The organism is Corynebacterium glutamicum ATCC 13032 (assembly GCF_000011325.1).
In the GTDB taxonomy this organism is placed as follows: domain Bacteria; phylum Actinomycetota; class Actinomycetes; order Mycobacteriales; family Mycobacteriaceae; genus Corynebacterium; species Corynebacterium glutamicum.
In genome coordinates this window covers 2,691,571-2,703,918 of record NC_003450.3, presented here as the reverse complement: position 1 = coordinate 2,703,918, position 12,348 = coordinate 2,691,571, and the positions used below count along the sequence as shown (strand labels likewise).

7 protein-coding genes, 1 rRNA gene and 1 pseudogene are annotated in these 12,348 nt (G+C 53.8%); 6 read left to right on the top strand and 3 right to left on the bottom strand.

The window, feature by feature from the left end:
- The first annotated feature begins 90 nt into the window (after window positions 1-90).
- The 5 genes from rrf to CGL_RS12680 all read left to right on the top strand — a co-directional run bounded on the left by rrf (window position 91) and on the right by CGL_RS12680 (window position 6,538).
- Window positions 91-207: ribosomal RNA gene (gene rrf, locus CGL_RS12700) — 5S ribosomal RNA — on the top strand.
- A gap of 372 nt (window positions 208-579) precedes the next feature.
- A complete protein-coding gene (locus CGL_RS12695; protein WP_003860245.1) occupies window positions 580-1,434 on the top strand; it encodes an ABC transporter ATP-binding protein in 855 nt (284 codons plus the stop codon).
- Entirely contained in the window at window positions 1,434-3,995 is a 2,562-nt protein-coding gene (locus tag CGL_RS12690; protein WP_011265965.1) for an ABC transporter permease, read from the top strand. Before CGL_RS12695 ends, CGL_RS12690 begins: the two co-directional genes overlap by 1 nt.
- 343 nt (window positions 3,996-4,338) lie before the next feature.
- Complete coding sequence (locus CGL_RS12685) at window positions 4,339-5,727, top strand: dicarboxylate/amino acid:cation symporter (RefSeq protein WP_011015206.1); 1,389 nt, start codon at window positions 4,339-4,341, stop codon at window positions 5,725-5,727.
- Window positions 5,728-5,821: 94 nt separating this feature from the next.
- A complete protein-coding gene (locus tag CGL_RS12680; protein WP_011265963.1) occupies window positions 5,822-6,538 on the top strand; it encodes a DUF1648 domain-containing protein in 717 nt (238 codons plus the stop codon).
- A gap of 164 nt (window positions 6,539-6,702) precedes the next feature.
- Here the strand turns inward: CGL_RS12680 and CGL_RS12675 are convergent, their stop codons facing one another.
- Window positions 6,703-8,106, bottom strand: coding sequence for an IS1380-like element IS1677 family transposase (locus CGL_RS12675; protein ID WP_010991835.1), 1,404 nt, complete (start codon window positions 8,104-8,106; stop codon window positions 6,703-6,705).
- A 120-nt stretch (window positions 8,107-8,226) separates the two neighbouring features.
- Between CGL_RS12675 and CGL_RS12670 the strand changes: the two are divergent.
- Window positions 8,227-8,601 (top strand): annotated as a pseudogene (locus tag CGL_RS12670) (IS630 family transposase); the annotation flags it as partial.
- A gap of 395 nt (window positions 8,602-8,996) precedes the next feature.
- On the opposite strand, the gene CGL_RS12660 reads toward CGL_RS12670, so the two are convergent.
- Both CGL_RS12660 and CGL_RS12655 read right to left on the bottom strand, forming a co-directional pair.
- Window positions 8,997-10,619 (bottom strand): LGFP repeat-containing protein, encoded by a 1,623-nt coding sequence (locus CGL_RS12660; RefSeq protein ID WP_011015203.1) that lies wholly within the window; start codon window positions 10,617-10,619, stop codon window positions 8,997-8,999.
- Window positions 10,620-10,861: 242 nt separating this feature from the next.
- Complete coding sequence (locus CGL_RS12655) at window positions 10,862-12,229, bottom strand: IS1380-like element ISCgl4 family transposase (protein WP_011015202.1); 1,368 nt, start codon at window positions 12,227-12,229, stop codon at window positions 10,862-10,864.
- Window positions 12,230-12,348: the final 119 nt, after the last annotated feature.

The following is a 12,348-nucleotide window of genomic DNA, read 5'->3' as shown; positions in this document are numbered from 1 at the left end:
AAAACAAATTAACACATAAAGTGTTCGCGTCCATTATGCAGTGTCTGACACAACACAACCAACCTGTTGGTTGGTTTGGTGTGTGGTTGTGTCGGTGGTGATAGTAGCAGGGAAACGCCCGGTCCCTTTCCGAACCCGGAAGCTAAGCCTGGTTACGCTGATGGTACTGCACTCGGGAGGGTGTGGGAGAGTAGGTTACCGCCGACCAAAAACTTAAAATAGTATGGATAAGCCCAGAAACACTGTGTGTTTCTGGGTTTATTCGTGTTTGAGGGGGTGTGGTGGATACACATGGTTGTGTGTTCACCGCACCCTCTCTTTTTTGTGTTTGTGGGGGTCTTGGGCCCCTTGTGCACGCGGCACCTGCGCCTGGGGGCAAGCGTCGACAAGCACAAACTTTTTGCCAGCATGAAGAGCTGTTTTGGCTTATCGATGGTGGTCGACAAATAAATTTTTAATTGGGGGTCTTCCCTGATTCGTATGTCCTTTGGCTCCGGTACCCTGGCAGGAGTACCTGGGCTGTTTTTCTAAAATGGCCTGACGTTTTCAAGATTGAATTTAAGGAAAGCATCGTAGTTCATGAGTAACCCTGCCGCGAGCACACCTGCCAACAATTCGGACGATGTTGCGAAGGAGAATTGGGACTCTTCTTTTACGCCGAAGACTGACATTGACTCTTCCCAGCCTGTCAATAACTCGACTGGTGAAGCCGCTGCGCGCGCAGTGAACCTGTACAAGGCGTATGGCCAGGGTGATACCACTGTCACCGCGTTGGATCACGTCAACGTGGAGTTTGAGAAGAACAAGTTCACTGCCATCATGGGTCCTTCTGGCTCGGGTAAGTCCACGTTGATGCACTGCATGGCTGGTCTGGATGCTGCGACTGGTGGTTCGGCATTCATTGGTGATACGGATCTGTCGCGGTTGAAGGACAAAGAGATGACCTCTTTGCGTCGTGATCGTTTGGGATTCATTTTCCAGTCGTTCAACTTGGTTCCTACTCTGACGGCGTCGGAGAACATTACGCTGCCTACCGATATCGCGGGCCGCAAGATTGATCAGTCGTGGTTCGATGAGATTACCTCTCGTCTGGGTCTGACTGAGCGCCTTAAGCACCGTCCTGCAGAGCTCTCTGGTGGTCAGCAGCAGCGTGTGGCGTGTGCTCGTGCGTTGGTGTCTCGTCCGGAGATCATTTTCGGCGACGAGCCAACCGGTAACTTGGATTCGAACTCTTCTAGGGAAGTGCTGGATATCCTGCGCACCGCAGTTGATCAGGATGATCAGACCGTTGTGATCGTTACCCACGATGCCAAGGCGGCGTCCTATGCAGATCGTGTCATTTTCTTGGCGGACGGTCGTATCGTGAACCAGTTGTTTGATCCCACCATCGAGGAAATCTTGGCCACGATGAACGGAATTGAGGATATTGCCTAATGAATTCCGGTTCCACAATGCGCAGAATCAGTCTGCGCAATATTGGCGCGCACAAGGTCAGGCTGTTTTTGACAGTTCTGGCAGTGGTGCTCGGCACGTCTTTTGTTTCCGGCGCGATGATGTTTACCAACGCGCTGTCCTCCACTTTTGATGAGGCTATTGCCAGCAGCTTTGACGGCGTGGATGTGGTGGTTTCACCAAACGGTGCATCAGAGGTGCAGGGTGTTCCTGTTGAGACGGTTGAATCTTTGCGTGAGGATTCCCGCATCAACCATCTCAACATCAACGGTTCCCAGACTGTCGTTCTGGCGGATGCTGATTCCAAGGCAATTCAAACGACTGGGGGATCGTCGTTAAGCATTTATTACAGCGCGGACGACGCGGTTGCCCAGGCACCTGAATTGGCTGAGGGAGAGGCACCGACTGGCACCGAAGAGGTGCTTGCCTCGAAGGCGGGCGCTGAGGCGAATGGCCTGGGAGTAGGGGACCAGATCTTGGTCGTGGACTCCAGTGGCCGCTACAACGTCACCATCACAGGCCTGACCACCACTGAGACGGATTCGGCCACCGCGCTGAACCTGCAGATGTCGGAAGCTGGCTACCTGGAGCGTTACACCGACGGGGCTACCGTCCCCAGCGTCATGCTGTCGGCTGCAGATGGCACCACGCCTCAAGAGCTTGTCGACGCCCTCGCTGCCGAACTTGGATCGAACTTTGATGTAGAAACCGGCGAAGCGCTAGTCGAGCAGGCTACAGGAATGATCACGCAGGCCTTGAGCTTCGTGCAGTACTTCCTCGTTGCCTTCGGTCTCATTGCACTGCTGGTTGGTACCTTCATCATCGCGAATACCTTCTCCATGATTGTGGCTCAGCGCATGCGTGAGTTCGCTCTCCTGCGAGCCCTGGGTGCGGCGCCAGGACAGATCACTCGCTCTGTGGTGCTGGAAGCAACCATCGTTGGCCTCTTCGGCTCTGCTCTTGGTGTGCTGGGTGGTATGGGCCTCGTAGCGATCATTTCAGCTGTCCTCAATAACCTGGGCATGCCGATGGGATCCAGCGTTGGCTTGACTCCTTCTGCAGTGGTTACCGCGCTCGTATTGGGCACCGTTGTCACCATTGTGAGCGCGTGGGCTCCGGCTCGTCGTGCAGGTGAGGTTAAGCCTGTTGAAGCGATGCGCAACATGGAAACCACCACTATGCGTTCCATGATGGGGCGCACGATCACCGGTGGCATCGTTCTAGCACTCGGCATCATCTTTGCGATTGCCGGTGCGATGATGACTGATTCTTCCACCGCTACTCGTTCCATCCTGGTGGGCATTGGTGCACTGTTTGTCATCGTGGGTACGTTCCTCTTCTCACCAGCGCTCTCCATGCCTGTGGTGGGTGGCCTGGGCAAGGTTATCGGTGCACCGTTTGGCAGCGTTGGAAGCCTTGCTGCGACCAACTCCAAGCGAAACCCTCGCCGTACCGCAACTACAGCGTTCGCACTGACGTTGGGCATTGCCTTAGTGACTGCAATTGGCATGCTTTCTGCAACCATGAAGGACGCAGTCTCCGACATGATGGCGGAGCAGTACACCGCAGATTACATCCTGCAGGGACCAACCAACGGTTCCATCACCATGCCGAAGGAATCTGTCAATGATGTTCGCGATGCTGAGGGCGTTGCCGATGTCGTGCTCGTTTCCATGAACTCTGCCTCGGTGAACGGTCAGGCTTCATACAGCCAGCTGGGCCAGTCTGTAACCTTTGTCGCTGACGGCGACCTGAGCAAGGTCATCAGCACAGAAAGCATTGATGGCTCCCTCGACTTGAGCAACCCAGGTGTTGTGACTAACCAGACGTTTGCTGATGAAAACGGCTGGGCAGTAGGCGATACTCTGCAGCTTGAATCAATGGGGCAGACCATCGGCGATATCGAGTTGATCGGTACCTTCACCGGAAACGACGCCATCGGAAATATGATCATCTCCGAAAGTTCCTTGGCTGATACACCAGCGGCAGACACTGCTGTTCCTCAGATGATGCTGGTGGTAGGCGAAGAAGGCTTTGATAAGGAACAACTGCGCACCAACTTGGAAGACGCAGTCGCTGATTACATTGTCATCTCTGTGAAATCAGCAACCGAGTTCGCTGGTGAAACGGTTGCGATGATCGACACCATGATGAACATTCTGTACGCGCTGCTTGCTCTGTCTGTCATTGTTGCCATCATCGGCATCATCAACACCCTGGCACTGAATGTGATCGAGCGTCGCCAGGAGATCGGTATGCTCCGCGCAGTTGGCGTGAAGCGCGGACAGGTCCGCACCATGATCACCTTAGAATCTGTTCAGATCGCCATCTACGGTGCTGTGATTGGTATCGCGATTGGTCTTGGTCTGGGCTGGGCCTTTGTGACAGTGATGTCAGGCGAAGGACTAGACGCTGCGGTTAGTATCCCGTGGGGTCAGGTCGGACTGATGCTTGTTGGTTCCGCTGTAGTCGGTGTTATCGCCGCGCTGTGGCCGGCAGTCAAGGCATCTAGGACACCACCTTTGGATGCGATTACCGACTAGTTTTAGCGGCAGTTGAATCAGTTGGGGCTTTCCAGAATTTCTGGAGGGCCCCAATTTTTTTGTGCATTTTTCTAAGGGGCTTCAATAGCATATTTATCTTTGAAGAGCGTGACAGTTTTCTCTCGTTTTCGGTCAGCGCGTGGTTGCGGGGGTGAAAACTAGACTTATGGGTCTATTTGATCATAATTCCCCTGACCTGCTGTTATGGTATAAAAATAGACAGATCTGTTTAATCTTTATAGACAGCTTCGGTTAATTTGGTCACACTAATGCAATAAATTCCTGTCTACAGCGTTACAGTTAATGAATTCAATTCAACCGCTAAACGCAAGGAGTGCTACCCATGGCTAACGCCACCGCACAGAAGGGCCGTTTCGGCCTTCCCGGCTGGATGACTGGCTTTGGTGCCCAGGTTATCGCCGGCCTCATTCTTGGTCTTATTCTCGGCCTTGTCGCCCGAGGCATGGACAGCGGCGCTGCAGACGGTGAAGCAAGCTGGCTTACCGGTCTTCTTAGCGGCGTCGGTTCTGCTTATGTTTCTCTACTTAAAGTTATGGTTCCACCACTGGTGTTCGCTGCAGTGGTTACCAGTGTGGCAAAGTTGCGCGAGGTAGCTAACGCTGCTCGCCTGGCTGTTTCCACCTTGGTGTGGTTCGCCATTACTGCATTCTTCTCTGTGCTCGCGGGTATCGCCGTAGCGCTGATTATGCAGCCTGGTGTTGGATCCACTGTCGACGCATCTAATGCTGCTGATCCTTCTCGCGTGGGCAGCTGGCTGGGCTTTATCCAGTCCGTTATTCCATCAAACATTCTGGGACTTTCCGGTTCTTACAGTGAGAACTCTGGTGTGAACCTGTCCTTCAACGTGCTGCAGATCCTGGTTATCTCCATTGCGATTGGTGTTGCAGCTCTGAAGGCTGGCAAGTCCGCCGAGCCTTTCTTGAAGTTCACCGAGTCCTTCCTCAAGATCATCCAGATCGTGTTGTGGTGGATTATTCGCCTGGCTCCAATTGGTTCCGCTGCGCTGATCGGTAATGCTGTTGCTACCTACGGTTGGTCTGCACTTGGATCCCTGGGCAAGTTTGTTCTTGCGATCTACGTTGGTCTGGCAATCGTCATGTTCGTTATCTACCCAGTCGTGCTGAAGCTCAATGGAATTCCTGTTCTTGGATTCTTCAAGCGCGTTTGGCCTGTCACAAGCCTTGGCTTTGTTACCCGTTCCTCCATGGGCGTTATGCCAGTTACCCAGCGCGTTACTGAGCAGTCCTTGGGTGTTCCATCTGCGTACGCTTCCTTTGCTATCCCACTGGGTGCGACCAGCAAGATGGACGGCTGCGCTGCTGTCTACCCAGCTGTTGCCGCTATCTTCGTGGCACAGTTCTACGGCATTGACTTGAGCATCATGGATTACGTACTGATCATGATCGTCTCTGTCCTGGGCTCTGCTGCAACTGCAGGCACCACTGGCGCAACCGTCATGCTGACCCTGACCCTATCCACCTTGGGTCTGCCACTTGCTGGTGTTGGTCTGCTGCTGGCTATCGAGCCAATCATCGACATGGGACGTACCGCAACCAACGTCACCGGTCAGGCACTGGTTCCTGCGATCGTTGCTAAGCGCGAGGGCATTCTGGATCAGGATGTGTGGGATGCTGCTGAAAAGGGTGGCGCTGCTATTGAAATGGCAACCGTCTCTGAGAAAGAAACTGAGCCTGCAGAGGTTCGCTCCTAAGCTCTCTTGAGTACCTGAGACCTTCTCAGCAAAACACAAAGTGCCTTCACCCAACCTGGGGTGGAGGCACTTTCTCATTGCTAAGGTGTGCATCGTGAACGATTTACCGAACCTACCAAAGCTGCCCTTCAACTGGACATGGGTGCTGGCAACTGTTGCCACGACAGTGGTGTTGGCGGGTATTGGTTTGTATGTGTATTACCCGTCGTTGCCAGATCCTATGCCGGTGCATTGGAATGGATCCGGGGAGGCGGATAATTGGACGCCTAAATCGGTGGGTTCGTTTCTTTCACTGATTTTGATAGGGCCAGGCATTATTTTGCTGACCCTGTCGGGTATGCAGGCGTTGCTGACCATGCAGTCTGGAGTGATCACGCAACGCGGTGGGGCGAAATCGGCGAATGAAGCGCACCGGCAGTGGGAAACCTACAAGGCAACAAGCATGCACATGGGTTGGTACATGTTTGTGCTCAACGCTTTGATTTTGGTGATGATCCTCAATGAGTTCCGCCCAAACCCTCTGCCTGGTGGATTTATCATCGGGCTTATTGGAATTATTGCTGCCACGATTGTCCTGTTGGTTCTGATTGGAAAAACAACCACGAGTTTGGCAAAGAAATACCCCATGCCTGACCAAGATGGAAAGACGTGGGGGATTTTCTACAACGATCCGGACGATAATCGGATCTTAGTGGACACCGGGATGGGGATGAATTACACGTTTAACATTGCCCATACGTGGGGCAAGATCTTCGCGGTTTTGATCTTCGCGGTGCCAGTACTCATCGTTTTATTAACCGTTCTCCTTTAACCTCGATCCACCGATGTGCCCTCGGTGATGTCCTGATCCCGGTTCCGGGCGGGTCCGGAATTTTCGGGTAGGGGTGATCGCCAGATCACGTCTTGTTCTGGTTGTTCCACGAATTGTTGTCATCTCACGCCGAAAGCTCGGCTGGGTGGTCAGGGAGCTACCGGTTACGGTGGTGAATGGCCGTGATCAAACAGTTTCTGCCACTGTGGTTGCCACGTCCACCCCTCGGGAAGGTGGAGCACCAGTCGGCGGGACCTGCGGGCGACCCGGGCTGGAACGGCCATCAGTGTCCGCCGGATCGTCGCGGTGGTGGCCTTGGCCATCCCGCCTGCAGCGATAACCCCGGTGGCACGGGTGAGATTAAACGCCATGACCGCGCATACGAGCCAGGCACTGTTGGCGGTGAACGTCCCCGACGGCAGATGCGCCAACGCGCTTGCCTTCAAGTCTGCGTTGACCTGTTCAATGATCGCGTGCTGACGGTGGGTTTTATCCGCAGCAACAGTATCCAGCACGCCTGGGTCGGCGGTGGTGAAGACCGCATGGAAGCGGTGAAGATCAAACAAGCCCGGCTGATACACATCCTTCTTATTCAGCTCAGGAATCCGGCGTACCACCAAGCGTCCGGGAACATGGTCGGCCTTCTTCCGGGAGGTAAACGCGGTGAAAGGCACTTCGGCGACCTGGGCTAAGGAGATCCACGATTGTGATGCCTCATCGAAGATCGCATCGGTGTACTGAATCGTCTGCCACGCATCTTCCGGGATCGCGACGATCGCTTTCTTGACGTTCGGGGTCATCCGCACCGTGACGGACACATCCGCACCGGACCTTAGGGCCACACTGACACTGGGATGACCATAATACGCCGAATCTGCCCGGACGAGGATTTTCTTATCCTCCATCCCGGGCAGGCGCCTGGTGGTGGTCATCGCATCGGCGATCAGGCGGTGGGCCCCTCGTGGGGAACCACACGATCCTTTCCGCAATCGTTGGCCCACAATGATGGGGGCGGACTGTGCGGTGGTGACCGTGGCCAGCAAGGCGTTGAGTCCACGGATACCGGAGTAACCAAAGCCGGCACCTTGTTTGGTGTGGCCGTGGACTTCAATGATGGTGTCATCAACATCAACGAACACATACCCGTTACCGCCACTGCCTGCCGGTGGTGGTGGCACCAGGTGTGGTGCCTGCCTGGCCAGGTTGACCAGGAATCGGGAGGCCACAGCATCGAGTTGGCGTACGTGGCCGAAAGTGAAGGCCCGCAGAAAAGACCCCAATGTGGATGGGGCGTAGATCCGGTCGAAAAGTCGGCGCATACCTCCGTGGCGGAGTACATCCATGTCATCGATGGAATCAGCACCGGCGACCATGCCCGCGACTAGGGAGGCGATCTTCGCACCAGCATTGGCACCTTTATCACCGGTGATGCTCAACCGGTCCTGGGCCAAGGTGGACAGGCTGGCAGCATCGGCTAAGTGCATGGTTGGAACCAGTCCAGCAAGCGAGATGAGGTTGGGGTCATCAAAGGATGCGGACATCGCTGTGGGGTTGTGTAATAATTGCACCTGTGAGGTGCCTTTCTGGCAGGTGAATCAGGACTCTAAGCAAGCTTGATTCTTCCAGTTCAGGAGGGCATTTCCTATTTTCCCACGCCGTTACACCTGAATCACATCGGTGGATCCAGGTTTAAGAAGTTCCTGGTCAAGATCGACAAGACTGTTCCCCAGGACCTTGATGTTCATGTTATTTGTGACAACTACGCCACGCATAAACACCCGACCATCAATACCTGGTTGGTCAAGCATCCACGGTTTCACATGCACTTCACCCCGACGTATTCGTCCTGGATCAACCAGGTTGAACGGTTGTTCGCTGAGGTGACCCGGGAGTTACTCCAGCGTTCTGATCATCGGAGTGTCCAGGCCCTGGAGAAAGATTTACGCAACTGGGTGAAAGCATGGAACGAGGATCCTAAGCCGTTTATCTGGACCAAAACCGCGGAGGAGATCCTTTCCTCTATCGCCCGATACTTAAAACGAATTAACGGCGCAGGACACTAGCAGCAGCGTAAGAAGAAAAGTCAATCAAGCTGTCTCAAAAACTTGACGAGCGCGAGTAGCGCTTCAGGCTAATTAACACTTCGGATAGAAAGATACCGCTGCCAAAAAGCACAAAGAAGACGTCCAAAATCCCGTCTGGAACAGTAATCCAGAAATAGACACCAACTATTAAACTGACGAAACCAAGAAAGCCGACGAATGCTATCACTTTTAGCGAAGCTAGGTACGTAACTGCACTTGTCACCAACGCGGTAATCAAAGACACCGCGAAGGCCATCACCACAGCTTCAAGGTACGATTCAGAAGTTATCGGAGACCAAATCCAAAAAGCGATAAATACTATTAAATATAGTAATAGTAGTCTGATTACGAAAATCGTATAATCACGCATATTTCTAATTCGGGTTCTTTAATTGGACTGCCTTATAGTAGGCCTTCGCGGTATTCACACAGCCCTTCTTGAAATTAGCATCCTCAGCATAGTTGGTAGTACAAACTGTGCTCATCCACGTATAAAAAGCCGGGTGGCACGGAGCATACCCCGTGCCATTCGCATCAACGGCATCCATACACAGATCGTGTCTTGCACAAGCCCCACTAAACTCAGCCTTCTTCCCTAGGGGACCATACGAATCAGGCGAAAGAGTGCAGTAGTCATGGCGCCCATAAGCATCAGGGTCGGGTCGGTCGGACTTGTCAAGACATCCCCAGTAGTCATAGTGGCTAGGAATCGTCACCCCACCGAAACTTGCCTGAGAAGAATCCTTGAGCGCACATCTACTAGCCCTAAGAGTCATCAAGTCTGATTTAGAATGGTCTTGCACCAACTCTCGAGAAGAGCTTCCAGGGAAATCGAATCCTAAATAACCAAAATATTCAAGTATCAAGTTGCTCATCTCCTTATCCTCGATCGGACTAAAACCAGCATCCTCGATCTCGGTTGCTAGGTCGAAAACGCCTCCAGAAAAGTTTTGGGCAATTTCCACTGGGGCATCTGAATCTAACACCGGGGCGGATGTGGGATAACCCCATTGAGAATCCAAGCCACCTCGCATTTTCCATACTTCTTCAATAAATCCGGTCATTTCCCATGCTCCGTGATTAGGGTGCCAGTAAAGTACACCATTCTGGAAAACACTAAATCGACCCACACCATCGGATGCAACAGCTTCATCGGCAATGGGAAAACCAAGAGCGCTATCCGGCCCGCCAATAGCCAACCATCTATTTAAAATCATGCCGTTAATACTGGCAATCTGGAACCCCTCAAGCATCGGGGTACGATAGACCCGCCCACCTTGGAACGTTTGCACCCAACCATTGATCTCACCGTCAATGAGATTCGACCCCGAAACAGGGACTTCACCACCGATGGGGTACCCCATCCAGCCAGACTCCCACCCATGACGCTCCCATATTTGCGCACTGTAGTTATTAACTGCATGCGCACCAGTAGTGGGATGCCAATAAATAAATCCGGACATAAATCGCTGACGATATCCCTGTCCATCAGGGTTAAGCGCTTGATTCTCAATTGGCAATAGCATCCAACTCAACGGCCCACCTTGTTGGTTATACCGTTCCAAGATGGCCCCACACACTTGGTAAGGAGACGGCCAGAAAAACTGGCACTGTGCAGCAAGAGCCCTGGCCTGCGACCCTGATTGTTGCTGCGCGATCTTTATCTCAGCTTCATCAGCAGCTGCCTTGTCGATCGTTGCAGGCAGGTCAATCTTGTCTGACCACATCTCACCAGGAACTAGCTCATCGTGTGGTTCACCAGAAACGTAAGCTTGTCGGATCGCTTCATGGATCTGTGCGACTTCTTCATCTGAATAACCACCGACACCATCGACTATAGGTGGTCTATCGCCCCCGCGGTGAAATTCTTGGATGTAGGCCTCTTGATGATCAAGGGTGACTGTCTGATCAGGTTGACTCTGAACCACAGGCGCAATAGCACCTGTACCTAATAGCGCTGCGGCTACGACGCTTGCAGCCCTATGAAAAAGTTTCATTTAGGTATTCCTTGGTAGGTAAACAATGGGAACTGCCTGATCTTACCCCTGGAAAATCATGAGTGCTTGTGAATAAGCCTGGATCCACCGACGTGCCCTCGGTGATGTCCTGATTCCGGTTCTGGGCGGGTCTGGAGTTTTCGGGTAGGAGTAAGCCCCAGATCACGTCGTCGTCTGGTTGTTCCACGAATTGTTGTCATCTCACGCCGAAAGCTCGGCTTAGGTAGTCAGGGAGCTACCGGTTACGGTGGTAAACGGCCGTGATCACACAATCTTGACCACTGGGTTTCCCACCGCCAGTTCCGTGGCAAGTGAAGAATCAATCTCCGGGCGCTGCGTGCAATCCTGGCCGGAACGGCCACAAGTTTCCGCCGGATCGTTGCGGTGGTGGCCCTGGCCATCGCGCCTGCAGCGATCACACCGGCTGTGCGGGTGAGGTTGAACGCCATGACCGCACACACCAACCAGGCGCTGTTGGCGGTGAATACACCTGATGGCATATGCGCCAACGCACTGGCCTTTACGTCCGCGTTGACTTGTTCGATGATTGCGTGTTGACGGTGGGTTTTATCCGCAGCAACAGTATCGAGGATGCCTGGGTCGGCGGTGGTGAACACCGCATGGAAGCGGTGTAGATCAAACAACCCCGGCTGATCCACATCCTTGTTATTCAGCTCCGGTATCCGGCGTACCACCAGCAGTCCGGGGATGTGGTCGGTTTTCTTCCGGGAGGTAAATGCGGTGAACGGTATCTCGGCGACCTCGGCCACCGAGATCCAGCGCCCGGTGTCCTCGTCGAAGATCGCGTTGGTGTACTTAATTGTCTGCCACGCATCATCAGGGACCTGGGCGATCGCTTTCTTGACATTCGGGGTCATCCGCACCGTGACAGACACATCCGCCCCTGCCTTGATCGCAGCACTGATACTGGGATGGCCATAAAAGGCAGAATCCGCGCGTAGAAGGATCTTCTCATCCTCCATCCCCGGCAAACGCCGGGTGGTAGCCACCGCATCAGCAATCAACCGGCCTGCACCCCGCGGGGAACCGCACGATCCTTTCCGTAATCGTTGGGCCACGACCACTGGTGCTGACTCTGGTGTGGTCACTGTGGCCAGCAGGGCGTTGAGTCCACGGATACCGGAGTAACCAAAACCAGCGCCTTGTTTCTGATGTCCGTGGACCTTAATGATGGTGTCATCAACATCGATGAAGACGTAATCACTGGTAGAAGCATCAACCGGGACCAGGGCCGGGGCCTGTGTTGCCAGACCCACCAGGAACCGGGAGGCCACAGCGTCGAGTTGGCGGACATGCCCGAAGGTAAAGGCCCGGAGGAACGACCCCAACGTGGAGGGGGCGTAGATCCAGTCAAAGAGTCGGTGCATACCGCCGTGGCGGAGTGCATCGATATCGTCGATGGAGTCGGCACCGGCGACCATCCCCGCAATGAGGGTCGTGATTTTGGCACCTGGGTTAGCACCTTTGTCGGTTGGTACTGTTAACCGGTCCTCGGCCAGGGCCATGGTCGGGACCAGCCCTGCGGTAGAGATGAGGTTGGGGTCGTCGAAGGAAATGGATATGGCTGCGGGGGTGTGTAATAATTGCACCTGTGAGGTGCCTTTCTGGCAGGGGAAGAAGGACTCTAACTAAGCTTGATTCTTCCTGTTCAGGAGGGCATTTCCTATTTTCCCACGCCGTTACACCCAAATCACATCGGTGGATCCAG